The sequence below is a fragment of the Collinsella sp. AM16-21 genome (genome assembly GCF_003471905.1).
In the GTDB taxonomy this organism is placed as follows: Bacteria; Actinomycetota; Coriobacteriia; order Coriobacteriales; family Coriobacteriaceae; genus Collinsella.
Genome location: NZ_QRKJ01000005.1, coordinates 13,476 through 37,646, shown reverse-complemented (window position 1 = coordinate 37,646; position 24,171 = coordinate 13,476). Strand labels below are relative to the sequence as shown.

The window sequence follows — 24,171 nt, the reverse complement described above, 5'->3', positions numbered from 1 at the left end:
CAAAAAAGCCCCTTTTATTCCACCCTAGCCACCCTCCGGGTCCCTTCCGGGAGGGGCCCATCCAAATAAAACGACCTTATCCTTCGATACTCGCCTTAAGTCGCTGAACATGCATCAGCAGGTAGAGCGTCTCGTTCTCGCTGCATTCCCAGCCGTGCTCGGAAATAAAGTAGGCGAGAATATCTGCCGTACAGGCATACGACTCCGGATACGTCTCCTTCATAACGGGAAGCATCGTTCCAAAGCCGGCATCCGCGTCCTCCCCCAGCTTGATACGGTCGAGCAAAAATCTCACATGCATCGCAAAGCGCGCATAGGTAAAAGACGAGGTATCGAGAGCTCCGATGTGCCGCACCACGATCTCTGTCAGGTCCTCAAGCACGCGCGTCGCCTCGATCGTAGCCTCCATGTTGCTCTGCTCGGACTCGCCGTCGATCAGGTGCAGAGCAATGTTGGTGACCTCGGCCTCGGGAAGCGCAACCCCCAGGCGGCTCTTTGCGAGCGTGAGCGCACGGCGGGCGACGGCGACCTCGCGCGGATACAGACGCATCACGTCAAACGAAAGCGGCGTCTCGATCACCACGCCCTGGCTCACGCGCTGGCAGGCAAAATTGATATGGTCGGCGAGCGTCACGGGCGCGTTGGGGTTGAACTCCGTGTCGAGCTTGGCGCTCGCGTAATCGACGATATCGGCCGCAAGCAGCAGCACATCGGACGGAATATCCTTGAGCGCGGCAACCGACGCCCCGCCCACGCCGTAGAACGTGCGCTCGACGATCGAAAGGTCCTTAAGCTCATAAGGGGGCCTGCGGTAGGCGATGCCCTTGCCAAAGACAACAAGGTCCTGCCCGTCGTCATCGCGGGCAAGCGCGCAGTTGTTGTTGATCTTCTTGAGGATCCACATCGCCTATCCTTCCTTTCTGACCCACTGTACAACCTAGCACATGTGCTAGATGGATGCCGCCGCAGAGTAGCCTTCAAACACGGCATCCTTGATGACGCGCGCCCGGCGGCAGTCACCCACAAGATACGTTTGGGGCACCACGCCCGCAAGGCCCTCGGCAAGCGCGGTGCGCGGCCGCACGCCCGCAGCGATCACCACGTTGTCGCAGGCGAGCACGCACTCGGCCCCATCGGGCCCGCTCACGCACACGCCCTCATCGCCGATCGAGGTGCAAGAAGTGTTGAGCAGCACCTCGATGGCCTTGCCCTGCCTGTCAAACATCTGGCGGAGCGCAATCCTAAAGAGTGAGTTGCCCTGCGCCGCGAGCGCAGACCCCATCTCGACCACCTTGACCTCGTGCCCTTGCTCGGCAAGCTCGAGCGCCAGCTCGGCACCGATCGTGCCGCCGCCGACGACCACCACGCGCGAGCCGAGGTCCTCCACATGCTCGATAGCCTGGGCAAACCCCATAACGACGGGCGCATCGACACCCGGAACGGAAGGCACAAACGACTCGGCGCCCACGGCGACGATGAGCGCATCGGGCGCCATCTCCTCCACAAAGACACGGTCCACCTCGCACCCAAAGCGCACGTCAAGCTCACCCGCGCGCTCGAGCCCGGCAATCTTGTGCTCGAGATAGTGCAAGTAGCGAGCGATATCCTCCTTGTGGGATTCCTGGGCGATAAGCCTCACATTGCCGCCCACGCGATCGGCGCGCTCCGCGAGCACCACCTTGTGACCGCGCGCGCAGGCTGTGATCGCCGCCATGCAGCCGGCAGGGCCGGCACCCACCACGAGTACGCGCTTCGAAACCTCCGCGGGCTCCACCGTGCGCGGAACAAAATCCTCGTTGGCAAAGCGCGGGTTCACGCTGCAGCCCACGTTCCAGCGGTCCGTCGAAATGTGGTAGCACTGCAGACAGCGCAGGCACGGCACGATATCCTCGGCACGGTCGTCGCGTGCCTTGGCGGGCCACAGGGGGTCGGCGGCCAGGGCGCGCGCGAGCGCCACCATGTCGCAGGCGCCCTCGGCGATGGCGCGCTCCGCCTCCTCGGGCGTCTCGACGGAGCCCACGAGCGTCACGGGGACATCGACTGCCGCCTTGACGGCACGGGCGAGCTCCAGGTTGAGCAGATGCGGGTCGAGGTTAGTTGCCGAAGTGTGCACGTTGGCCTCGTGCTCGATATCGAGCCCGCAGGAGACCTGAATGCTTGTCACGTAGCGCTGGGCCTCGCGGCAAAACGCGATGACGTCGTCAAGCTCTATGCCGCCCGGCATCCACTCGTCAGCCGAGATGCGCATCTCCATGGCGAAGCGCGGCCCCACGGCCTCGCGGCAGGCGCTCAGCACCTGCAAGGGAAAGCGCATGCGATTTTCGATGGAGCCGCCGTACCCATCCGTGCGGTGGTTGAACAGCGGGCTTAAAAACTGCCCCATGAGCCAGCCGTGCCCAAAGTGCAAAAACACCATGTCAAAGCCCGCGCGGCGCGCATCAACGCACGCCTGCACCCAACATGCGGCCGTATGCTCCATCATGGCGGGCGTCATGGCGCGCACCTCGATGCCATCGGCGCGCACAAAGCCGTCTGGTCCCATGGCGTAGTCCACGGTGCGCGCATACTGACCCGCATGCGCAAGCTCGATACTTGCCGCCGCACCACCCGCGCGCGCCATGCGGGCGCGGGCCACCGTGGACTCGCGCTCGTACTTGGAGAATGCATACGGCTCATCGGCGCTCATCCACGACGAGCGCCCGGGCTCCACAATGGTGTGCCCGCAGATCACGACACCGGCGCCACCGCGGCAGCGATCCTCGTAATGCTCGCTCATGGGGTTTGCGACGATACGGTTCTGCACAAGCGTGTCGCCCAGCTTAATGGGAGAAAACAGATGTGGGTAGCTCATCTAGCAGCCCCCTTTCTCTTCAGAAACGACCATGACGGTACGCGTGCCCTCTGTCTTTGACGAGAGGACCTCCGAGCCCCAGGGGGACTCGATGGCCGTCTCGACGCCCTCGGGCACCTCGACGGCAACCGTGACCGCGCCGTCCGCGCGCTTCCACTCCACGCGTGCCGCGCCCTTGCAGGTCTTCCACGTACAGGCAAAACTGTCCGTGGCGTGCGAAAGGTAGGGCTTGACCGTGAGCTTGTCGCAGCCCTGCGCGTCGCGCGCAACTAAAAGGCCACCCAGACCCTCGTAGAACCACTGGTCGTAGCTCGAGAACATGGCATGGTCGCACGAGGCCAAAGGATCGTCGAACATCTCGATAAGCGCCCCGTTGCCGTCGGCGAGCATTCCGAGTAGGCTCGGGTTCTCCTCGCGCAGCAGCCAGCGCTCAAGAAGCTCGCTGTAGCCATACTCCGCAAGCAGCCTAAAGGCAAACGAGGTACCGAAGATGCCCGTGGTGAGCACGCCACCTTCGGCCTTGATCGCACGCACCAGTGCGCCCACCAGCTCCGACTGGTCGCCCAGGCCGAGCTCCGCGGCAAACGCCCAAGACGTCTGGGTCCCGTCGCCAAACGATCCGTTCTCGTGCTTAAAGCGATCGATGATCCGGGGCCGCAGCTCTGCGGCGGCCGCAGCAAAGCGCTCGACATCGCAGCCTAAGCGCTCCCCCGCCTCGCACACAAGGCCGAGCGCCCAAAGGATTGCGCACCAGCCCACAAACTCCTTGTCGGGGCTGCCGCTCGAGAAGCCCTGCGCAATCAGGCTGCCGTGGTCGCCCAGGCAGTGCGGAGCGAGCTCTGCCGCATCAAAGCCGAGCAGGTAGTCGCCAAAGCGCTCGATGCCCGCCCACTCCCGCTCGAGCAGGTCGCGTCGCCCGCAGACACGATCTGCAACAAGCGCCAGATACGGGTAGGCGATCTGCCATATAAGCGGCCCCTCGCCATAGGCGGGCCCGTTGGAGCCGATACCCATGAACGGCGCCGTCTCGGGAAGGCCGCCTCGCTCCGTCTGATCGCGTGCAAAATCCGCAAGCGTCTTGTCGATGAGGCCCGCGACGTTAAACGAGAACGTCTGGGACGCGGCGAGGGCCACCATATCGCCGCCGTAGCCAAAGCGCTCGCGCGCGCAGTCCTCAAACAGGCCGTGGTTGTTGTTGAGCTTGGTGCGGATCGCAGCCTCGTGCAGCCGCTCAAAGCGCTCGCAGCCCAGCTCAAGCTTACCCACCTGCGCAAGGTCCGTATGCACATAGGTCGCCACCGCCTCGACGATGTCGGCAGCAGACGCGCCCGTCACGCTCACGTATCGGAACGAATGCCAGCAGAAGCGGTTCTCAAACTCGTTGACGCCCTCGTGGCAGAGCACCGAGTCGTGCTGCTCGGCCGGCTCGGGAGCGTCGGGACCGCCGGGACACACGCCGCGCGGAGTCTCCATGCCGGCATAGCCCGCAACCGCCGTCCCTGTATAAGGGCCGCCATCGCGCCAGGTCTCGGAATAGAGAAGCTCGATGCGCGCACCCGCGTGAGCCGCCACGCGCATACGCAAAAATCCGGCGACGACCTCGCCAAAGTCGACAACCGTCGCCCCCTCGTGCTCAAAGATCCGCACGGGCGCAATGCTTCCCGCGCGCACGCACGGGGCGACCGGCGTGAGCTCGACCGAGCGAGTATCGTCATATACCGTCACAGGGCACGGGCCTGCCGCGGGAGCACCCCCGCGCAGGTCAAACACCTCGCCCAGATACACGTTATTGAACAGGAGGTCGCCCTCGCGCACACTCCACGAGGCATCGGTGGCAACGAGCACCTTGCCCTCGCCGTCGACGAGCCGTGCGGCCACGCGGGGCGTGCCGACCTCGGTCAGGCGCTCGCGCAGGTTGTACTTGCCAAACAGGCGTAAGGGCGAGGGGTTAAAAAATCCGTTGCCGAGCTCGATCTGGATCTCGTTTTCACCCTCATGCAAAAGGCCCGCCACGTCGACCTTGTGCGCATAGACCTTTTTGGTAAAGTTGGTCCACCATCCGAGAAGCTCGGAGCCATCCGCGCGCTTACCGTTGATGCGCACGCGCGCATAGCCCAGCACCGCCAGCTCGAGCTCGGCCCGTGCGGGCACGCTTTCAAGCTCAAACGACCCCATGACCACATGGTTTCGATATGTTTCGCCAAAAAAAGCCGACTCGGGCTCGTAGCAAAACGGCGCGCCTGCGATCCAGCGCGCCCCGTCCAATAACGTATGCTCCATCCTGACCTCTCAAGAGATAAACAGAATGGCGGCCCGCCACGTGGAACCGCCATTCTGGCTGGGGTGTAATCTGTACCGACGATTATTTGTCGGCGCGCTTCTTGCCCAGGTAGCTACCGTCGTCGTGATAGGTCGCCATGGTAAAGACAAAGGCAACGACCATGATCACGGCAAGGGTGCCCAGGTAGAACACGATATTGCTCGTGTCGGCGCCCGAGGGATCCATAAAGGTGGGGATACCGAAGAGACCGGCGCTGCCCATGCTGAAGGCGTGGACGTTAAGCGCACCCATAACCAGGCCGGCTGCTGCGCTGAAGACGATGTTCTGAATAAAGAGGAACTTGCTGGGGAGCTGGATACCGTAGAGCAGCGGCTCGCCTACGCCAAAGAACTGCGAGATGGTGGCCGGGATGGCAACGTTGCGGGTCTTGTCGCTCTTGGTGCGCAGGATCACGGCCAGGCCCTGGGAGACGCCCACGAAGCCGCCGATGGAACCGGCTGCCATGAGCGGGTCGTAACCGAGCATAGCGATGTTGTTGAGCATGATGGGGATGATGGCCCAGTGCAGACCGAACATAACGAGCGTGGAGAACGCACCACCCACGACGAGACCGACCACAGCGCCGCCCACGACGGGGATGTTGATGAGGGTCTCGGTGATGAGGGTGAGGACGCCCGAAATCATGGAGGCCACGGGGCCGATCACAAGGTAGGTCGCGGGAGCCATGATGGCAAAGCAGAGGAACGGCACGGCCATGGAGCGGATGAGCTGCGGGACGGCCTTGTTGAGCGCGCCCTCGAGCTTAGAGGCGGCCCACACGGCGATAAGGATGGGGATAACGCTCGAAGTGTAGCCGGCCGCCGGGAAGATGACGGGAATGCCGAAGAAGGTGTTGTAGTAGCTCATCTGGAAGGCGGTGCCCTCGAGGATGGTGCCTGCGACCTCGGCCGTGGAGCTCAGGTTGACCATGGCCGGATACACGAGCGCCGCGCCGAGCGCCATGCCCAGAAACTCGTTGCAGCCGAACTTCTTGGCCGCAGTGTAGCCCAAGATGATGGGCAGGAAGTAGAAGAAGCCGTCGGCAATGGAGTACCAGATCATGTAGGCACCGCTATCGGCGGTGAGCCAGCCCATGGCAATGCAGAGGGCGAGCAGGCCCTTGATCATACCTGCGGCAGCGAGGGGCATAAGCGTAGGCGCCATACAGCCCGACACCGTGTCCATCAGCATGTTAAAGACGTTGCGGCTCTTCTCGTCCTCGTCCTCGGCCGCATCGTCCTCAGCGACCGTGCCCACGCCCGGGACCTTGTACTCGCTCACGAGCTCCTCGTAGACATCGTCCACGGCAGCGCCGATAACGACCTGGTACTGGCCGCCGGCCTTCATGACCTGGATGACGCCGTCAAGGTTGCTGATCGTCTCGTCCTGGGCGATCTTCTCGTCTTTGAGCGTAAAACGCAGCCTCGTGATGCAGTGGCGCACGTTCTTGATATTTTCGATACCGCCGACCCCTTTGAGGATCTCGCCGGCGAGTTCATGGTACTGACCCATGTGCTTACCCTTTCCGTGGATAAACGTACATTTGAGGACCGAGGACGTGAGCTTGGCGCTCTCCACGCCCGCTAGGGCGCAGATCTCGCTGAGCTTCACGGCGCTTGCGTCTTTGACCCTGATCTGCGCGCCGCCGTCAAGCTCGATCACCGAGCTCACGTTCGTGTCGCCGCCGACCAGGGCTTTGATGGTCTCGAGAACATCCATCGCAAACCGCCTCTCCTTAGGTCCCAATCCATAGGGCCGCTGCCGTGCACTGCATCGACCTCAAGAATAGCTGCACAAAAAAGACCGAGCCAGAGGACTCCTAGAGCCTCTGACCCGGTCATGCTTCCAAATGGAATAACAATCCCACTGACACCTTGTCTCCGGCGCAGCTTTTCTTTCTGGCTACACTATAGCCATTGCGATGAAACGTTTCAAATGACGTACCGGCAAACGGTGGCTTTTACGCGGCAAACGGTTGAAACCCGTCGTTCCCCTTCAAAAAAAATGGCCATTTCTGTTGATAAGAGGCCATTTTGGGCCTACTTAACGACAAAAATGGCCATTTTTGTTGGCTGGGCAGCTAAGGCTGCTGTGCGCAAGTGGACCTCCCGCATCAAAACAGGCGGGAGGTCCACCCAGCTGTGGCTATTAATCTAGCGGCAGACGATCTCGACGGGCACATTCAAAATCTTGGCGACCTTAAGAATCGTGTCGGTCTGGCTGCCCAGGCAGGCGGCCATGTGGTGAGTCGGGCCCGTCTCGTTCCAGCGATCCATGAACTCACGGGCGCCGATCGAGAACTTCATACGCATGTTGGTGTCACCGAAGGTAAAGATCGGGCCGTCGACGTTCTCGCCCTCGGCAACCACAAACTTGAAGTTGCCGTCGCCGTCCTGCGTGATGCCCAGGAAGGTGATGGTGCCGTGGCCGGGATAGAACTGGGTGAGGTAGCCGCCGCCGGTCTTGCCGTGGAACACGGGGACGACCTTGAGCGTCGGCTTCTTGGCGGTCGAGATGTCGGCATCGCCAGAGCCGGAGTGGCCGATGATGACGATGTCCTCGGGGAAGTCGATGGAGTACATCTCGGAAAGCTGGCCGGTGCCAGAGATGGTCTTAAGGATGCTCATGGCGATGGCGACCTTCATATCGCCCTCGACCGCGCAGCTCGTGCCCTGCTTGATGAGCATGGAGAACGCCGGAATGAGCATGGAGTCGAGCACGCCGGCCTGACCCTTGGCATAGCCATCGTAGTGGCTGGCGACCAGACCGATCTCCTCGTCCTTGACCCACTGCTCAAAGGCAACGACGTACTTGGCCATCTCCTGGATGGGCTCGTCGCTCACCTTGGCGCCGCCCTCGACGTCGAAGGTGTCGAGAATCTCGGCAGCCTTGGCGTCCACGGCGGCCTGGTCATCGATGTTGTCGGCGATGGCCCACATCTTCTCCCAGTCAAACTGCTTGGTGTAGAGACCCAGACGGTTGTAGAGGTTGGTTTCGTCGATGTAGAGGTCCATCATGCCCGGGTACGGACGGCCGATCTGGGCGATGTTGGTGCGACGCAGGCGACGACGCACCTGGGCGGCGCGGCACCACTGCTCGAGCTGCTCGGCCACAGCCGGGTCGCCGCCCTCGACAACGCCGGTCACAACAGCATGACGCTTGCCGGCACGGTTAAGGTCGGCCACGACCTCGCCGGGGGCGCCGCAGGCGTACAGGTCGCCCAGCCACGTGGGGATGTCGGTGTTAGCGTAGTCGGGCTGGGCCTTCTTCTGCACATTGACCACGACGACGGGCACATCCAGGTCGCGCACGACCGGCAACACGTTGTAGCTCGTGGCATAGGTGAGCATCTGCAGGATGACCAGGTCGACGTCCTCGGCGCGGAACTTGTCGCCAGCGACCTGGGCCTGCTCCTTGGTGGTCACCATGCCGCCGTCAACAAGCTCGACTGTCGTGGGCAGCGTGGCCTTAAAGTCCTCGTACTGCTGCTCGAAGTTGGGAACGAGCTGCGGAAACTGCGGAAGATAGGCACCGAGGGTGATAGAAAAGACGCCAACCTTGGCCTTGGTGTTAACGAGCATCTATATCCACCTTTCTTGCGCTAGTCAACAAATGCTTCGTTGATCTTGATACCAAAGTCGCGGCAGGTGTTCTTGAGGCCCTCGTCGCAAATCTTGTTGAGGAAGTCATCCGAACCACCGTTGGCAGCACGTGCGGCCAGGTAAATCTCGGCGGCCTTCTCGACGGTGTGCGCCAGGCCAAAGGTCGTATCGAAGTCAGGGCCGGCGGCAAACAGACCGTGGTGGGCCCAGACGATGGTGTCGTAGGTCTTCATGAGCTCGGAGCTCGCCTCGGCGATGGCCGGGCCACCCGGGACCATCCAGGGCACCACGCCCACGCCGGTCGGGAAGACGACGACGCACTCGGTCATCATCTGCCACAGGATGCGGGTGAAGGCACGGTCCTCCAGCGGCACCACAAAGGACATCTCGATGATGCCGGGGGTGTGGGCATGGTAAATCACGCGGTCGGCGCCATCGGTACGGGCGGCGGCGACACAGTGGTTCATGTAGTGGCTCTCGAACTCGCTGGTCGGACGGGCGCCGTTGGCAAGGCCCCACACAATGCGGAAGGCGTCACCGGTCTCGTTGATCTCGACGATGCCGATGTTGGCATGCGGACTCTCGAGAACATTGCGCATGTACTTACCCGAGCCGGTGCTCACAAAGTACTGGCCAGCAAGATTCTCACCGCGCACGCCCATCTTGACCCACTCGCGAGGCTCCTCAAAGAACGGCTTGGCCTCGGCGACCTCCTTGTCGGTCATACGGTAAGTGAGGTTGCCGCCGTTGCGCTCATGCCAGCCCTGCTTAAAGCCGTCATCGCACAAGCGGCAGAAGCCCTTGATAAACGCCAGATCTTCCATTGCCATTGTTTGTCTCCTCTCCGGGACCCGCAGGTCCAATTGAAAAACGTAGCAAGCCGATTGACGTCGGCGCGGAGTATGGTTTCGTGTAGGGCCTCCGCGCCGTATGTCATCGGAGAGAGCCGCTCGCGCCCGGCAGGAGTCGTTTGCCGCACGCGGGGCTGGGGGTAGTTGAAAGGTGAGTCGGGGCAGGCCCTGCCCTCGTTTAGGCCTGGGTGCCCTTGGGGTCGATGCGCTTGACATTGAAGGAGCGGGCAACGCAGGCACGGGCATCGGCCAGGTCGGCAAAATCGCCGCCGGCGATCATCTGAACGATAAAGTTGCCGATGCAGGTACCTTCGATGGGGCCGGCGAACACGGGGAGCCCGCAGGTATCGGCCGTCATCTGGTTGAGGTAGTAATCCTGGCAGCCGCCGCCCACGATGTTGATGCTCGTGTAGTCGTGGCCCGAAAGCTCACGCAAGCCCTCGATGGCCTTGGCATACGAGCGCGAAAGGCTGCAGTAGTTGGTACGCATGATCTCGCCCACGGTGTGCGGGATCGGCTCGCCGCCCTCGGCACAGGCCTGCTTAATCTCCTGGATCATGGAGTCGGGGGCCAGGAAACGGTCGTCGTCGACATCGACATACGCCTCGAAGGGCTCAGCCTCGCGGCAGAGCGTACGGAGCTCGTCAAAGCCAACCTTATGATCCATGAGAGCCTTGTGCGAGGTCTTGCCCTCGACATAGTCTACGCCGTTGATCTCGCGACGGACGGACTGGTTCATCCACAAGCCCATGATGTTCTTGAGGAAGCGATAGCGCTTGAGGTAGCCGCCCTCATTGGTAAAGTTCTGCTTGCGGGCGAACTCGCTGGTGATAGCGTGCTGGTTCTCAACGCCCAGCAGGCTCCACGTTCCGCTCGAGATGTAGACGGCGTTGTCATCCTTGGCGGGAACGGCCAGGAAGGCAGAGCCAGTGTCGTGCGTGGCAGGCAGCACCACGGTCGCGGAGTAACCGATCTTCTCGGAGATGTCGGCCGTGAGCTCGCCGAGCACGGCGCCGGGCATGGTCGGCTCCAGGAAGATGCTCTGGGGAATACCAAAGCGCGAAAGGATCTCGGTGTCCCACGTGCACTTCTCGGCGTCGAGCATGCCGGTAGTGCTCGCGTTGGTGTACTCGTTGGCCTTGATGCCGGTCAGACGCCAGTTGAGATAGTCGGGGATCATCAAGAAGGTACGAGCTGCCTCGAGCTGCTCGGGATGCTCGTTCTTGAGGGCGAGCAGCTGATAGAGCGTGTTGAAAGGCTGACGCTGAATGCCGGTGCGGGCATAGACCTCGGCCGGATCCATAATTTGGTCGGCAACTTCGTAGATGCCGTCAGTGCGGGCATCGCGGTAGGCGACCGTATCACCGACGATCTTGTTGTGCTCATCGAGCAGCACGAAATCAACACCCCAGGTATCGATTCCGATGGTGGCCGGAGCCTGTCCGGTCTGATCCTTGACGGCGCGCAGGCCTGCGACAACATGGTCGAACAGAGCCTCAACGTCCCAGCAGTCGTGGCCGTCTACGCGCTTTTGCTCGTTATCGAAGCGGTAGACCTCCTGGTAGGACATCTTGCCGTCCTCGATCCAGCCGGCAAGAACGCGACCGCTCGAGGCACCGATATCGACCGCTGCGTACTGCTTGGACTCGATGCGACTCTCCATGTGCTCTCCCCTTATTGAAGCGCTTCATTTACAGTTTTCATTATTATTTGAACCGTTTCAATTTCAATATGAGTCAACTTTAGTCCGGCGAGCGGTTGTTATCAATCGGTAAGCGGTAGTTTTTGGGTTAAAAACTCTTCTAAACAAAAGGATGCGGCCACCCACACTTAGCGGTTGGCCGCATCCTTAAAATGCTATTGAAATGATTCACATGCGAACGCTAACACACGGCCTTGACCGCCGCCGTCAGATCGAACAGCGTATCGAGCACAGCCTCGCAGCCATCCACCACGTCCTGCGGCAGCGGCACGATGTCGGGAACGGCAAAGACGTGGCAGCCGGCCGTGATACCCGAGACGCAGCCGTTGCGCGAATCCTCGACCACGGCGCACTCCTCGGGAGCAAAGCCCGCGCGCTCGCAGGCGAGCAGGTACATCTCGGGGTCGGGCTTGCCGTGCGCGACGTCCTCGCCGCAGGTCACCGTCTCAAACTTGTCAAAGAGGCCGACCGTCTTAAGGTTGCGCTCGACGGTAACGTGGCGCGACGACGTCGCGAGGCCCACGTGATAGCCCGCAGCCAGCAGCTCGCCTAGGCACTCGGCAGCGCCAGCCTTAAGCTCCAGATCGGTCTTGACCATCTCGTCGCGAATCTCCTTATGGCGACGATAGATTGCCTCAGCGGTTTCGCTGCTGTCGTAATGCTCCTCAAGGATGCGCATGACATCGGGCAGCGTACGACCGATAAACTGATGGATCAGCGCATCATCAATCGCGAATCCCAGCTCGGCCGCGCCCGCCTTCCACGCCTTGATACCCAAACGCTCGGTGTCGACCAGCGTTCCGTCCATGTCAAAAATAACGGCCTTGATCATATCGGTCCCCCATCTCTTCGCGCTGCTGTACTCCCGCAACTTTACCGCACCTGTAAACTTGTATATAACGTATATAGCATATTGCACTTTCGTTACATAGATAGAAGTCTTATGACAAGCGACTCGGTAGGATTATAGTTTTCGACCGAGTACTCAACGGCAAGGATCGACTTATGCTTTCAGACACCACCGCACCCGCAGAGGGGCTTCAGGACAAACTCGCAGCGCTCGAGCAGCTGCTTTTAGCATACGGACGCGTCGCCATCGGCTTTTCCGGTGGCGTCGACAGCAGCTTTTTGGCCGCGGTCTGCGCCCGCATCATGCCCGCCAGCACGCTTCTTGTTCACCTCACCACGCCGCTCATCGGCACGCCCGAGCAGGCTTCGTTTGAGCGGGCGGTTGACGGGCAGGCCGATGAGGGGCCGCATTTTAAGCTCCCCGTGCTCAACCTCTCGGTCGATCAGCTGCAGCTCCCCCAGGTAGCCTGCAACGACGCCAACCGCTGCTACCACTGCAAGCGCGCCGGCTTTACCGCCATCGTCAACCACGCCAAGTCGCTGGGCTTTCCCACCGTCATCGACGGCAGCAACGCAAGCGACCGCGGCGACTACCGCCCCGGCATGCGCGCCGCCCAGGAGCTCGGCGTGCGCTCGCCGCTTATGGAGGTCGGCTTTACCAAGGACGAGGAGCGCGAGCTGCTACGCGCCTGGGGCTATCCCGTCTGGAACCTGCCGGCAGGAGCCTGCCTGGCCACGCGAGTCCCCACGGGCGAGGAGCTCACGCGCGAGAAGGTCGATGTAATCCGCACCTGTGAGGACTACCTGCACGACCTTGGCCTGGACCAGGTCCGCGCACGCCTCGTCGGCGGCTGCATGCATATCGAGGCCGAGCCGGCAGACGTCGCCAAGATCGCCGCCCTCAGCGGTGCCGCCGTCGACGCCGAAGGCAAGACCCCGCTGCCCGCCGCCATCGAGTCCACGCTGCGCGAGCTGGGCTGCGGCCATATCTCCCCCGAGGTCACCCCCTACATCCACGGCAACATGAACCTTTAAGTTACGCCGTTTAACCTACAAAAAAGGGACAGGTTTATTTTGGCAGGTTTTATCTGGGGAAACGCAGACAGGGCCGCGACGCCTATAGCGTCGCGGCCCTTTTCCTTGGAGAAGGATCGATTAATGGAACGGAGAGCCCGTTCTAGCCCTCGAGCCCGGCGTTGATGAGCTCGGCAATCTCGACAGGATCGGTGCTTTCGCGCACCCTGTCACGGAAGCCAGCATCCATCAGCATCACGGCAGCCTTGGAGAGCAGACGCAGGTGCGTGGTTCCCGCTTCGCCGGCGGGCACGTACAGCGCGAGCGCCACATCGACGGGCACGCCATCAAAGCTCGGCCACTCAACAGGCTCGGACAGCTTGAGCACGGCCACGCCCGGCGTATGGATCGCATCGCTCTTGGCATGCGGAACGGCAAAACCGGCGACGAGGCCAGTCTCGGCCTCGTTTTCGCGAGCAATAAAAGCCGCCTCTACAGCAGACGCGTCATCGGCAAAACCAAGCTCAACAGCCTGCTCGGACAGATAATGCAGCGCGTCCTCGCGCGAGGCGGCGGCGTAGCCAATCGTCACTTGGTTGGCAGATACAAACCCCATGGAAAGCCTTCCTTACAACACGGACCTGACCGCAGCTTCGATGCCGTCGGCGTCCAAACCGTACTTGTGCAGCAAATCGACCGCAGGGCCGGACTCGCCGTACACATCGCGCACGCCGACGCGACGCATCGGCACTGGATGCTGCTCCGCGAGCACCGAGGCAACGGCCTCGCCAAGACCACCGATAATCGAATGCTCCTCGGCGGTGACCACGCGACCGGTCTTCTTGGCGCTGGCAACCACCAAACGCTCATCGAGCGGTTTGATCGTATGCATGTTGATGACCTCAGCATCGATGCCGTCGGCAGCGAGCGCCTCGGCGGCAGCGAGCGCCTCAGCGACCATGAGACCGCACGCGACGATCGTGACATCAGAGCCCTCCCGTACAACAACACCGCGGCCGATCTTGAACTCGTAGTCCTCGTGATCGTTGATGACCGGTGTTGCCAGGCGGCCGAAGCGCATGTAGACCGGCCCCTCAAACTCATAGGCGGCGCGCACACAGGCGCGGGCCTCGACATCGTCGGCGGGAACGACCACCGTCATACCCGGAATCGTACGCATGAGTGCGATATCCTCGCAGCACTGGTGCGTGGCGCCGTCCTCGCCCACCGAAATGCCGGCATGGGTGGCGCCAATCTTGACGTTGAGGTGCGGGTAGCCAATGGAATTGCGGACCTGCTCGTAGGCGCGACCGGCGGCAAACATCGCAAAGGTGCTCGCAAAAGCAACGCGGCCCGTGGTCGCGATGCCGGCGGCAAGACCCATCAGGTTGCTCTCGGCGATGCCGGCATCGTAAAAGCGCTCAGGATGGGCAGCCTTAAACTTACCCGTCTGCGTAGCGGCAGCCAGGTCGGCATCGAGCACTACAAAGTCATCGTGCTCATTGCCCAGCTCGACGAGCGCCTCGCCGTAGCTTACGCGCGTGGCGACTTTTTTGACCTCTGCCATTAGAGCTCCTCTCCTGCTGCCGCGAGCTCGGCCATGGCCTGCTCAAACTGCTCGTCATTGGGCGCCTTGCCATGCCAGCCAACCTGGTTCTCCATAAAGGAGACGCCTTTGCCCTTCACCGTCTCGGCGATGATAGCGACGGGCGCGCCGGTCACCTCGCGAGCTTCGGCGAAAGCCGCCTCAATCTGCGCCATGTCGTTGCCATCGGCTAGCTCTATCACATGCCACTTAAAGGCGCGGAACTTGTCGGCAAGCGGCATGGCCGAGTTGACTTCATCGATCGTGCCGTCAATCTGCAAGCCGTTGTGGTCGACGACGGCAACAAGATTGTCGAGCGCATGGTTGCCGGCAAACATAGCCGCCTCCCACACCTGGCCTTCCTCGCACTCACCGTCGCCCAGCAACGTGTAGACACGGTAGCTGTCGCCCCAGTGCTTAGCGGCAAGCGCCATTCCAACTGCAGCAGAGATGCCCTGACCGAGCGAGCCGGTGGACATATCGATGCCTGGGGTATCGTTCATGTTGGGATGGCCCTGCAGTCGGCTGCCAATATGGCGGAGCGTCTCGAGCTCTTCGACGGGAAAATAGCCGCGATTTGCCAACACCGAATACAGGCCCGGCGCCGCGTGACCCTTGGAGAGCACAAAGCGGTCGCGATCGGCCTTGTGAGGGTCGGCAGGATCGATATTCATTTCCTCAAAGTACAGATACGTCATGATGTCGGCTGCACCGAGCGATCCACCCGGATGTCCCGACTTGGCCGCGTGAACCGCAGTCACGACACCCTTCCTGACCTCATTGGCGACCTTCGCCAGCTCCTGGTTGGTCATACGAATTCCTCTCTTGAGAACAACCCCGGCACCGGATGGCGCGATGCCGAGGGCAACCCGGTCGTTAAGCCTGAGCGACGACCTTCTGCCAGTCAGCCTCAAAAGAGGCGAGGCCCTGGTCGGTCAGCGGGTGATGCAGGCACTTCTTGAGAGCGGCCATGGGCACGGTCGCGATGTCGGCACCAAGAAGAGCCGCCTGGGTCACGTGGTTGGGCGTGCGGACCGAAGCGGTGATGATCTCGACGGTGTCGTCGACGTTCTTGCCGGTCCAGTCATAGTTCTTGATGCATGTCACGACATTGTCGAGCTGCGAGATGCCGTCCTCGGCGATGTCGTCAAAGCGGCCGACAAACGGGCTGATGTAGCGGGCACCGGCGTTGGCGGCCATGAGGGCCTGCGTCGGCGAGAAAACAAGCGTCATGTTGACGCGCACGCCCGCATCGGCCAGGGCGCGGCAGGCGGCGAGGCCGGCCTCGCACACGGGAAGCTTGACCACGATGTTGGGAGCCAGGGCGGCAAGACGCTTGCCCTCCTCGATCATGCCCTCGGCAGTGGTCGCGGTGGACTCAGCAGACACGGGCAGGCCCTCGCAGAGCTCGGCAATCTTGAGCATATGGGGCTCAAAGTCGGCGAGCTTGCCGCCGGTCTTGGCGTACAGGGACGGGTTGGTGGTGACGCCGGCAAGGCAGCCCCAGCTCTTGGCCTCGGCGATCTCGTCAAGGTTGGCGGTATCGATAAAGAACTTCATGGTGCAAACTCCTTCTAAGGAATCCAAAACTCAAAAAATAGGACAAAGGGGATGTCCTTTTGTCCTATGTGCCGGGCCTGCAGCTGGGACATGCCCCAGGCCCGGCGTCGTGTAGGAAAAGCTACTTAGAGAGCCTTCTCGATGCGGCTCGTGACGCCCTTGAGGTTAAGACCGACGACGTACTGCTTGATCGGGCGCTTGATGTGCTCGATCACAAAGCGCTTGCCGTCAATGTCCTGGGCAGCGAGGTTGCGATAGAGCTTCTCGACCTGCTCCTTGACCTCGGGATCGTTGAACGCGTAGTGGCCGGAGACATCCAGAATCTTCAGGCTGAGCTCGTCGTCGGCCAGAATGTCGTCAACCTGCAGGTTGACATCGTCGCCGGTCATCCACTTGCGCCAGCGCTCGGTCTTGATGGCCTTGACCAGCAGCGTGTGATACAGATTGGAGGGATCGTCGCACAGGCCGTTGTCGACCAGAATCTGCTCGGTAGCGCAGAGCTTGAGGTAAGCGCGGGTCTCCTCGGTGCCGTACTGAGGGGCGACATTGGAAGCGGTCACGTGTGCCGGGATGTGCTCGAGCAGCGTCGCGTCGTCCAGGTAGTCGGCGTTGTGCTCCTTCAGGCCCACGCCGTAGCGCTTGGCCATGTCGGCGAGCTCGCGGGCATTCTTAAAGTTGTAATGACCGACCTGCTCGGTCCAACGGGTGAGCGTACCGGTCTGGCCGACGATAAAGGTGGGCATGGGGCAGCCGCGCTTCTCGAGCTCGGGCTGCAGCTGAGAAATGAACTCCTCGTACTTGTCGGTGGAGGTCAGGCCGCCATTGGTCTCCTCGGTACCGACCTCATAGGCAACCTCGGGCAGGTTATGCTCGCGACGGTACTGCTCAAGATAGTCGATAAGATCGATCGTGCGGCGAAGCACCACGTCGAGCGGAATAACCTTGCCGATCTGATAGGGGTCCTTGGTGGGGTCGACCATCAGCAGGTCAAAGCCTGCCTCCATGTCGGCGACAAAGGACTTGCGGGCGAGCTCCATGGCCTCGTCCTCGGGCAGGTGGGCGTTACGCTCCTCGTCGCGCTGCCACGGACCGCCGTGATCGCGGCACAGGTAGTACGGACCGGTATAACCCACCTCGTCGGCAACCTTCTTAATGTCGGCGGCAAAGCGCGTCTGGTCCCAACCGTTGACGTAGCCGGCGCCCATCTCGTCCATATCGACCTGGTTGCGGCTAGCGATAAACATGGGCGGGAAATCCTCGTCCTTGGCAAGCTCGAACACGGCCTGAATCAGGTTGGGGCTCATGGGACCAATGCCGACCATGGTTGCGTGATCGCCGCTGTCCTGCAGCTTGAGCATGCCCTGAACGGCCTGGCGGATGGTGAGGTTGGACATTTTGTTCTCCTTCTCCAGAGGATTTTTGACAAAAGTTCCCTGGGACCCAGATGTGGGCCCTATCAGTGCGGATGGATTTTGTTGTGTAGGGGCGGTTGTGCGGAGTCAAATCCATCCCTCCGCACAACCGGAGTCCTTAAAGGTTTACTTGGCCTGCTTATCGAGCGTGGGCTTCATGGCAATCAGGATTGCAGCGGCGACCAAGGAGCCAATCACGATGTCCAGGCAGAACAGCGCGACGTTGTTGGTGGCCAGGGCGACAATAAAGCCACCATGCGGAACATAGCAGTCGATGCCCTGGAAGGCGGCAAGCGCCGCGCCCACGGCAGAGCCGATGCAAATGCCGGGCAGGGTGTGGCCAAGATCCTTGACCGCGAAGGGAATAGCGCCCTCGGTAATACCGATGCAGCCCATGAACAGCGCAGAGATGCCCATCTGACGGTCAGCGTCATCGAACTTGTTCTTGGCGATGAGCGCAGCGAGGCCGCAAGCAATCGGGGGAATGGCGACGGCGACGCGGAACATACCGTTGGGGCCGTAGATGCCGGAGGCCATGATGGCCATGGTAAAGGTTGAAGCGGTCTTGTTGATGGGGCCACCCATATCGAAAGCGGTCATAACGCCAATGACCAAGCCCAGGACGACGGCGGAGCCGCCCTGCAGGCTGCCGAGCACGCTGGTGAGCCAATCCATCACAAAGCCAAGCGGCGTGGCCAAGATGTAGATGTAAGCCATGCCCAGGACGAGCGAGGTCAGAATCGGGATGATCAGAATGGGCATGATGGTCTGGATGGTGTTGTTGACCTTCCAGGTCTTCATCCAGCGGACAAAGTAACCGCAGATGACAGCCATGATCATGGCGCCCAAGAAGCCGGTCGAAACGCTGTTGCCGCTCGGGGTGACGACGGCGTTGTTAACCAAGTAGCCCAGGACGAAGCCGGGGGCAAGTGCGGGCTTACCGGCCATCGAGTAGGCGATGTATGCCGCAAGCACCGGAATCATCATAGAGATGCCGGCCATGCCGATAGTGTTAAGACTCACCATCAACGGGTTGGTGACCTCCATACCGCTAGCACCGGCAGTACCGGATGCCAACGAGAAGGCGAGGAACACGCCACCGATAACGACGATGGGGATAAAATAGGAAACACCGGTATTGAATGCATTGAGCAGCGTCTTGCCAGGATCGGCAAAGATGGACTGCTTGGACGCCGGTGTCGGGGCCTGCGGGGCAGCGGAGACGGCCTTCTTCTCTGCCTTGGCCTCGGCCTTGGACGCGTCAACGGCACCGCCCGTCGCCTTGATGATCTCGACAGCCTGGTCGATAATCTTTACCGGATCGGCGATTACATCCGAGGTGCCGACCTTGAGGAACTTGCCCTCGGCCATCTTTTGCTCAAAACGGTCCTCGTTCTCGACACCCACGTCGACGGACTCGAGCACCAGGTCGGCGGAATCAACGTCTTCCTGCGTGAGCTCATTCTCGATACCCAGACCACCCTGAGCCTCGACTTTGCACTCGATGCCACGAGCGGCGCATTCATCCTGAATCGCCTTCTGGGCCATATACGTGTGGGCGATACCCACGGTACAGGCGGCAACGCCTACGATCTTCATTGCTTCCCTCTTTTCATAGAGTTGCGTGCGCAAGACACCGTTTGCGGAGGCCTCCGGAGCATCCCCTGCCGTTTGGACTTGCTGTCTTTTCGACAAGACCAATATAGGTGCTCGTTTTTCTTAATGCCAGTTTATTTCGGTAAACGCGCAGGTCAGAGCGTTGGTTACGCTATTTAGTTATGCGTTTAACTAAAAATGAATCCTGCGATTTTACCCTCGATTTCAAAAGTCAAGAAGTATTTGATTTTCTCGGTAGACGGCAGATGCGCATGCCGGTCACAAATTTCGACCCCACCCATATACCGCATTTGTTGCATACTCATATGAAAGGAAAAAGTCGCTCACCAAAGCGCATCCCTCACCAAGACTCAAAGTCATCATGTTGGAAAATGCTCATCTGTCGGAAGGAGTCGCTGTGGCAAAACAGCGCGTTACGATCGCAGACGTCGCTCGAGAGGCGGGAACCTCGACGGCAAGCGTCTCGTATTACCTCAACGACAAACGAGAAAAGCTTAGCGAGAAGACGCAGGTAAAGATTGCGCGCGTCATCAAGGAACTCGGATACGTTCCCAACGCCCAAGCGCAAACGCTCACCGGCAAGCAAACCCACGTCATCGCCATCATCATCTTGGATAACACCAACAAATGGGCGGGCCTCGTCCTCAACGGCATGGAGCAGGTCATGCTCCCCGCGGGCTACCAGACGGTCGTTTGCACGAGCAACTTTAACCCCGAGACCGAGCTCATGTATGTCGACAAAATGCTCTCACTGGGCGTCGATGGTTTTATCATCCAGCCCACGGCAAATTTCAAGGCAGTCCACGACCGCATCAAGCGCGCCGACAAGCCCGTCGTCTTTTTTGACGCGGCCATCTACAGCCCAGGCACCAGCTGGATCAAAACCAACCTCTACGACGGCGTGTACAATGCCACGCAGGCGCTTCTCGACGCCGGCTACGAAGACTTCTTTTCCATCGCCGCCAACATGACCGAAATGCGCACTCGCATGGAACGTTTTCAGGGATATGCCGAGGCATTGGCCGCGAATGGGCAGCTCTACAAAGCCATCCCCATCGATCACAACAAGCCGTCAATCAACGAGCTCACCGAATACTTTAAATACAAGTTCAACCCCGCCAAGCGCACGCTCATCTTCGTACAAAACCAATGGGCGCTTCCCCGTGTCTACAAGGCCCTCCAACCCATGGCCCATCTACTTCCGCAGCAAATAGGTCTTTTGGGACTCAACTGCGAAGACTGGACCAACCTCACCACGCCGACCGTCTCCACGATCATCGAGCCCGTCGACCAGGAAGGCAGGGAGGCGGCCGAGATGCTGCTCGCCTTGCTTGATGGCAGCAGCCAACCCGGCGAGCAGCGCATTCTCGAGTGCAAGCTCAACTGGCTCGACTCCACCTCGATCTAGCCATACGTCAAATATGAAGCAAATGAACCAGTAGCGTTTGTCCCAAATCTTAAGTATTTGTTCGACAGAACGGCCTCTGCCGGCTCCTGCTAGACTGGTAGATTCCCAACCGTCCATCCAGGAGCCTCAATGTCGCGCAAGTCCGCCTACAAGCAAGTACTTTCCATCGGCACCGCCGTGGTGCTGGGGTTTGCGCTGTTTACGGGATCGCTCGATGGGGCGCCCAAGTTGCTGTCGCCGCAAAGTGATGAGCAGGCGGCGGCTCTGGCCGAGAAGCAAAACGAGAGTCCCAGCCGCACCGACGACGAGGCGGACCTGGTTGCCCGGCTCGAATCGGGAACAGCGAGCTCCGAGGACTCTCAAAATAGCCAAGACTCTGGCGATGGCCCCGATTCCGCCGCAAGCGACACCGACGACGCTTCCACAGACAGCGCCGCCGCCCCCATCGACGAGGTGGAAAACCCCGACCTCAACCGCGCCCGCGGTGTTTATCTCAGCAGCATTCCCGACTACGCCGGCAACCCCTACGTTGCCCTTCGCGCCGACAGCACGCACCCGCTCGGCACGCCGTCATTCACACTCGATGAATACGATCGTGCCACCGAAGAGGGCTGCTTTAAGAAATTCTCCAAGCTCGACAGCCTGGGCCGCACTCGCAAGGCGCTCGCCTGCGTGGGCCCCGAATCGCTCGGTCAGGGCAAGCGCGGCGATATCTCGCGTATCCATCCTGCCGGTTGGCACCAGCAGCGCTACGACTTTATTCCAGGCCAGAGCCTCTACAACCGCTGCCACCTCATCGCCTGGTCACTCTGCGGCGAAAACGCCAACCGCAAGAATCTCCTCACCGGCACGCGCTATCTCAACGAGACGGGCATGCTGCCGTTTGAAGAGCAGATCCTCGACTACGTCCGCGACACGGGCAACCACGTGCTCTATCGCGTCACGCCTATGTACAACGAGGAGGAGCTCGTCTGTCGTGGCATTCGTCTGGAAGCACAATCGATCGAGGACCACGGCAAAACCCTGTGCTTCCACGTGTACTGTTATAACCTGCAACCGCATGTGCAGATCGACTACGCCACCGGCCGCAATCAGGCATCCGGAGACTAGTGCCGACCGCGCCGCCCGTAACCCAAAAATGATCCGTTTTCCTCCGTTCCCAAGGGATCAAATAAGGCCGCCCCGGTTACCCAGGGCGGCCTTTTCGTCAGCACCTACATTGCAGACAAAGCCACACGTTACTTAGCTCGGCCCTCCTCATAGCGCTCGACCAGCTTGGCCTGAACGTCATAAGGCACCTGCTCATAGCCTGCAGGCTTCATGGTAAAGTCGCCCGTGCCGCGCGTGATAGAGCGCAGGCGCGTCGAGTAATCCGTTAGCTCGGCCAGCGGCGCCTGGGCAATGACCACGGTATCGCCGCGTTCGTCGGTCTCCATGCCCGTCACGCGACCGCGCGAGGCCGAGATGTCGCCCATCACGGCGCCGGCGTAGCTCTCGGGGATAGTCACCGTGATTTCCTCGATGGGCTCCAGCACCACCGGGTCGGCATCGGCGCACGCCTTGCGCAGGCCGATGCGGGCCGCCGCGCGGAACGCCATCTCGTTGGAGTCGACGCTGTGATACGAGCCATCGTACACAGCAACGCGAATGCCCGTGAGCGGGTAGCCGGCAATGATGCCGTCCTTCATAGTCTCCTGAACGCCCTTGTCCACGGCGGGGATGAGCGAGCGCGGGATGCGGCCGCCCACGACCTCGTCAACAAACTCATAGCCGTCGCTCGTGCCGTCGGGCCCAATGAGCGGCTCCACGCGCAGCCAGCAGTCGCCGTACTGACCGGCGCCGCCGGTCTGCTTCTTGTGGCGACCCTGGGCGCTTGCCGTGCGGCGGATGGTTTCGCGATACGGAATACGGATCGGCACGCTCTTTGCCACAACCTTGGTACGGTCCTCCAAACGGTTGAGCAGCACCGAAACCTGCGCCTCGCCCACCGCCGAGATGATGGTCTGCCCGGTCTCCTCGTCGCGGTCGATACTCATGGTCGGATCGGCCTTGCAGGCCTTCTCGATAAACGTGTAGAGCTTCTCTTCGTCGCCGCGATTCTCGGCCTCAATGGCGATGCGGTACTGCGAGTTGGGGAACTTAAACGCCGCAGCCTCGACCTTACCGGTAATCGAGAGCGTATCGCCCGTCTCGGCAGCCAGCTTGGGCGCCACGATGATATCGCCGGCATACGCGTGTCCGACCTCGGTCATGTCGCGACCGCACATCACATACAGGTGAGCCAGACGCTCGCCCTTGCGCGTGCGCGCATTGATCAGCTCAAGGCCCGGCTCAAGCGTGCCCGTCAGCACCTTGATAAAGCTGATGCGACCCTGTTGCGGATCGGCCAGGGTCTTAAACACAAATGCCACCGGACGGTCATCGTCACTCGAGATCTTGAGCGAGTCGCCGTCGATGAGCGGCATCTCGCCGTAGTCGGTCGGCGCCGGGAAGTACGTGGCGATGTCGTCCATCAGCGAGTTGACGCCCTGCTCCTTAATGCAATCGCCCGCAAAGACCGGCACAAAGATGCGCTCGGCAATCGCCTTCGACAGCAGGCCCTCGAGCTCTTCCTGCGTCAGCGTCTCCTCGCCTTCCAGGTATTTCATCATCAGTTCGTCGTCGGCCTCGGCCACCAACTCGCACAGATGGTCATGGGCCTCCTCGGCCTGGGCACGATACTCCTCGGGGATCTCCGACTCAACGGCTTCAGCGCCGTTGCAATGGCGCGCCTTCATGCGCACCAGGTCGATAATGCCGTCAAAGTCCTCGCCCTCGCCCCAGGGAAGGGTCACGGCGCCCAGACGCGTACCAAAGCGCTCCTGCAGCAGGTCCATCGTGGTCGCAAAGCTGGCCTCGGAACGCGACAGACGGTTTACGAACACCGCGCGCGCCAGGCGCAGGTCCTCGGCGGCATACCAGAGCTTAACCGTCGTAGGCTGCGGGCCGGCCTCGGCGTCGACAACAAACAGAGCCGTCTCGCAGACGCTCATCGCGGCATAGGCGTCGCCGATAAAATCGGGATAGCACGGGGCATCGAGCACGTTGATGCGCGCGCCCTTCCAGTCGATCGGCGCAATGGTCGTCGAGATGGAAAATGCACGCTTGACCTCTTCGGGGTCATAGTCGAGCGTGGGCTTGGTGCCGTCGTGGCCGCCCAGGCGGGCGGTCTTGCCGGAAAGGTGGAGCATGGCCTCGGCGAGTGAAGTCTTGCCCACCCCGCCTTGGCCTACGAGCACCACGTTCCTTACGTTACCGGTCTTGGGAGCACCCATGATGACCTCCTTGCAGGGCCGCGCGCAATGCGCGACGCCAACGGGGAGGGTTCGCGGTCGGTGCCGTCCCAGGAGCAGCATGGTCG

The 24,171-nt window shown here is 61.2% G+C and carries 18 protein-coding genes; 3 read left to right on the top strand and 15 right to left on the bottom strand.

The annotated features are described in order from the left end of the window. Positions 1-76 precede the first annotated feature (76 nt). From DW180_RS03880 to DW180_RS03845, 8 genes are all read right to left on the bottom strand, one after another. Positions 77-904, bottom strand: a complete 828-nt coding sequence (locus DW180_RS03880; protein ID WP_117759246.1) for a PRD domain-containing protein — start codon at positions 902-904, stop codon at positions 77-79. A 45-nt stretch (positions 905-949) separates the two neighbouring features. Further along, the gene (locus DW180_RS03875) at positions 950-2,851 is read right to left on the bottom strand and encodes an FAD-dependent oxidoreductase (RefSeq protein WP_117759244.1); all 1,902 of its coding nucleotides are present in this window, start codon (positions 2,849-2,851) and stop codon (positions 950-952) included. Then, positions 2,852-5,131, bottom strand: coding sequence for a family 78 glycoside hydrolase catalytic domain (locus DW180_RS03870; protein WP_118237527.1), 2,280 nt, complete (start codon positions 5,129-5,131; stop codon positions 2,852-2,854). Between the two features lie 82 nt (positions 5,132-5,213). Beyond that, complete coding sequence (locus DW180_RS03865; protein WP_118237525.1) at positions 5,214-6,890, bottom strand: PTS transporter subunit EIIC; 1,677 nt, start codon at positions 6,888-6,890, stop codon at positions 5,214-5,216. 434 nt (positions 6,891-7,324) lie between these two features. Further along, positions 7,325-8,752 carry an arabinose isomerase gene (locus tag DW180_RS03860; RefSeq protein ID WP_118237523.1) on the bottom strand — a complete coding sequence of 476 codons (1,428 nt, stop codon included), beginning with the start codon at positions 8,750-8,752 and terminating at the stop codon, positions 7,325-7,327. 20 nt (positions 8,753-8,772) lie between these two features. After that, positions 8,773-9,603, bottom strand: coding sequence for a rhamnulose-1-phosphate aldolase (rhaD, locus tag DW180_RS03855; RefSeq protein WP_117759237.1), 831 nt, complete (start codon positions 9,601-9,603; stop codon positions 8,773-8,775). A gap of 199 nt (positions 9,604-9,802) precedes the next feature. Beyond that, on the bottom strand, positions 9,803-11,287 hold the full coding sequence (locus DW180_RS03850; RefSeq protein ID WP_118237521.1) for a rhamnulokinase family protein: 1,485 nt from the start codon (positions 11,285-11,287) through the stop codon (positions 9,803-9,805). Positions 11,288-11,507: 220 nt separating this feature from the next. Then, the gene (locus DW180_RS03845) at positions 11,508-12,158 is read right to left on the bottom strand and encodes an HAD family phosphatase (protein WP_118237519.1); all 651 of its coding nucleotides are present in this window, start codon (positions 12,156-12,158) and stop codon (positions 11,508-11,510) included. Positions 12,159-12,331: 173 nt separating this feature from the next. Here DW180_RS03845 and DW180_RS03840 point away from each other — a divergent pair, with 173 nt between their 5' ends. Next, positions 12,332-13,210, top strand: a complete 879-nt coding sequence (locus DW180_RS03840; protein WP_118237517.1) for an ATP-dependent sacrificial sulfur transferase LarE — start codon at positions 12,332-12,334, stop codon at positions 13,208-13,210. A 142-nt stretch (positions 13,211-13,352) separates the two neighbouring features. Here the strand turns inward: DW180_RS03840 and DW180_RS03835 are convergent, their stop codons facing one another. The 6 genes from DW180_RS03835 to DW180_RS03810 all read right to left on the bottom strand — a co-directional run bounded on the left by DW180_RS03835 (position 13,353) and on the right by DW180_RS03810 (position 19,345). Beyond that, the gene (locus tag DW180_RS03835; RefSeq protein ID WP_089573499.1) at positions 13,353-13,805 is read right to left on the bottom strand and encodes a PTS sugar transporter subunit IIA; all 453 of its coding nucleotides are present in this window, start codon (positions 13,803-13,805) and stop codon (positions 13,353-13,355) included. Positions 13,806-13,817: 12 nt separating this feature from the next. Then, entirely contained in the window at positions 13,818-14,756 is a 939-nt protein-coding gene (locus DW180_RS03830; RefSeq protein WP_118237515.1) for a transketolase family protein, read from the bottom strand. Next, entirely contained in the window at positions 14,756-15,586 is an 831-nt protein-coding gene (locus tag DW180_RS03825) for a transketolase (RefSeq protein ID WP_089573497.1), read from the bottom strand. Before DW180_RS03825 ends, DW180_RS03830 begins: the two co-directional genes overlap by 1 nt. A gap of 64 nt (positions 15,587-15,650) precedes the next feature. Beyond that, positions 15,651-16,334, bottom strand: coding sequence for a fructose-6-phosphate aldolase (gene fsa, locus DW180_RS03820; RefSeq protein WP_006235616.1), 684 nt, complete (start codon positions 16,332-16,334; stop codon positions 15,651-15,653). 125 nt (positions 16,335-16,459) lie between these two features. Continuing rightward, complete coding sequence (locus DW180_RS03815; RefSeq protein WP_118237513.1) at positions 16,460-17,728, bottom strand: class II D-tagatose-bisphosphate aldolase non-catalytic subunit; 1,269 nt, start codon at positions 17,726-17,728, stop codon at positions 16,460-16,462. A 144-nt stretch (positions 17,729-17,872) separates the two neighbouring features. Then, the gene (locus DW180_RS03810) at positions 17,873-19,345 is read right to left on the bottom strand and encodes a PTS fructose transporter subunit IIC (protein ID WP_117779441.1); all 1,473 of its coding nucleotides are present in this window, start codon (positions 19,343-19,345) and stop codon (positions 17,873-17,875) included. Between the two features lie 415 nt (positions 19,346-19,760). Here DW180_RS03810 and DW180_RS03805 point away from each other — a divergent pair, with 415 nt between their 5' ends. Both DW180_RS03805 and DW180_RS03800 read left to right on the top strand, forming a co-directional pair. Further along, positions 19,761-20,771 carry a LacI family DNA-binding transcriptional regulator gene (locus DW180_RS03805; protein WP_233545171.1) on the top strand — a complete coding sequence of 337 codons (1,011 nt, stop codon included), beginning with the start codon at positions 19,761-19,763 and terminating at the stop codon, positions 20,769-20,771. 129 nt (positions 20,772-20,900) lie between these two features. Then, positions 20,901-21,881, top strand: a complete 981-nt coding sequence (locus DW180_RS03800) for a DNA/RNA non-specific endonuclease (RefSeq protein WP_118237509.1) — start codon at positions 20,901-20,903, stop codon at positions 21,879-21,881. Between the two features lie 128 nt (positions 21,882-22,009). On the opposite strand, the gene DW180_RS03795 is transcribed toward DW180_RS03800, so the two are convergent. After that, a complete protein-coding gene (locus DW180_RS03795; protein WP_118237507.1) occupies positions 22,010-24,085 on the bottom strand; it encodes a translation factor GTPase family protein in 2,076 nt (691 codons plus the stop codon). Between the last annotated feature and the right edge of the window lie 86 nt (positions 24,086-24,171).

Bases quoted from the DNA above. Each gene is read 5' to 3' on its own strand.
- DW180_RS03880 (WP_117759246.1), bottom strand. From the start codon at position 904: ATGTGGATCCTCAAGAAGATCAACAACAACTGCGCGCTTGCCCGCGAT.
- DW180_RS03875 (WP_117759244.1), bottom strand. From the start codon at position 2,851: ATGAGCTACCCACATCTGTTTTCTCCCATTAAGCTGGGCGACACGCTT.
- DW180_RS03870 (WP_118237527.1), bottom strand. From the start codon at position 5,131: ATGGAGCATACGTTATTGGACGGGGCGCGCTGGATCGCAGGCGCGCCG.
- DW180_RS03865 (WP_118237525.1), bottom strand. From the start codon at position 6,890: ATGGATGTTCTCGAGACCATCAAAGCCCTGGTCGGCGGCGACACGAAC.
- DW180_RS03860 (WP_118237523.1), bottom strand. From the start codon at position 8,752: ATGCTCGTTAACACCAAGGCCAAGGTTGGCGTCTTTTCTATCACCCTC.
- rhaD (WP_117759237.1), bottom strand. From the start codon at position 9,603: ATGGCAATGGAAGATCTGGCGTTTATCAAGGGCTTCTGCCGCTTGTGC.
- DW180_RS03850 (WP_118237521.1), bottom strand. From the start codon at position 11,287: ATGGAGAGTCGCATCGAGTCCAAGCAGTACGCAGCGGTCGATATCGGT.
- DW180_RS03845 (WP_118237519.1), bottom strand. From the start codon at position 12,158: ATGATCAAGGCCGTTATTTTTGACATGGACGGAACGCTGGTCGACACC.
- DW180_RS03840 (WP_118237517.1), top strand. From the start codon at position 12,332: ATGCTTTCAGACACCACCGCACCCGCAGAGGGGCTTCAGGACAAACTC.
- DW180_RS03835 (WP_089573499.1), bottom strand. From the start codon at position 13,805: ATGGGGTTTGTATCTGCCAACCAAGTGACGATTGGCTACGCCGCCGCC.
- DW180_RS03830 (WP_118237515.1), bottom strand. From the start codon at position 14,756: ATGGCAGAGGTCAAAAAAGTCGCCACGCGCGTAAGCTACGGCGAGGCG.
- DW180_RS03825 (WP_089573497.1), bottom strand. From the start codon at position 15,586: ATGACCAACCAGGAGCTGGCGAAGGTCGCCAATGAGGTCAGGAAGGGT.
- fsa (WP_006235616.1), bottom strand. From the start codon at position 16,334: ATGAAGTTCTTTATCGATACCGCCAACCTTGACGAGATCGCCGAGGCC.
- DW180_RS03815 (WP_118237513.1), bottom strand. From the start codon at position 17,728: ATGTCCAACCTCACCATCCGCCAGGCCGTTCAGGGCATGCTCAAGCTG.
- DW180_RS03810 (WP_117779441.1), bottom strand. From the start codon at position 19,345: ATGAAGATCGTAGGCGTTGCCGCCTGTACCGTGGGTATCGCCCACACG.
- DW180_RS03800 (WP_118237509.1), top strand. From the start codon at position 20,901: ATGTCGCGCAAGTCCGCCTACAAGCAAGTACTTTCCATCGGCACCGCC.
- DW180_RS03795 (WP_118237507.1), bottom strand. From the start codon at position 24,085: ATGGGTGCTCCCAAGACCGGTAACGTAAGGAACGTGGTGCTCGTAGGC.